Consider the following 212-nt stretch of genomic DNA (forward strand, 5'->3'; position numbering starts at 1 on the left):
TGGAGGCCGAGATCATCGCCCTGCGCCAGGCCCACCCGGCCTGGGGCGGGCGCAAGCTGGCGCGCCGCCTGCACGACCTGGGGCTGCAGGACGTGCCCGCCCCCTCGACCGTCACCGAGGTGCTGCGCCGCCACGGCCTGCTGGACCCGGCCGAGGCCGCCTCTCACCGCCCCCACCAGCGCTTCGAGCACGCGGCCCCCAACGATCTGTGG

The 212-nt window shown here is 76.9% G+C and carries 1 pseudogene; it reads left to right on the forward strand.

Annotation, left to right across the window (positions count from 1 at the left end):
• Positions 1-212: pseudogene (locus GT007_RS23050) on the forward strand (helix-turn-helix domain-containing protein); the annotation flags it as partial.

Source organism: Rhodovarius lipocyclicus (assembly GCF_009900765.1).
Lineage (GTDB): Bacteria > Pseudomonadota > Alphaproteobacteria > Acetobacterales > Acetobacteraceae > Rhodovarius > Rhodovarius lipocyclicus.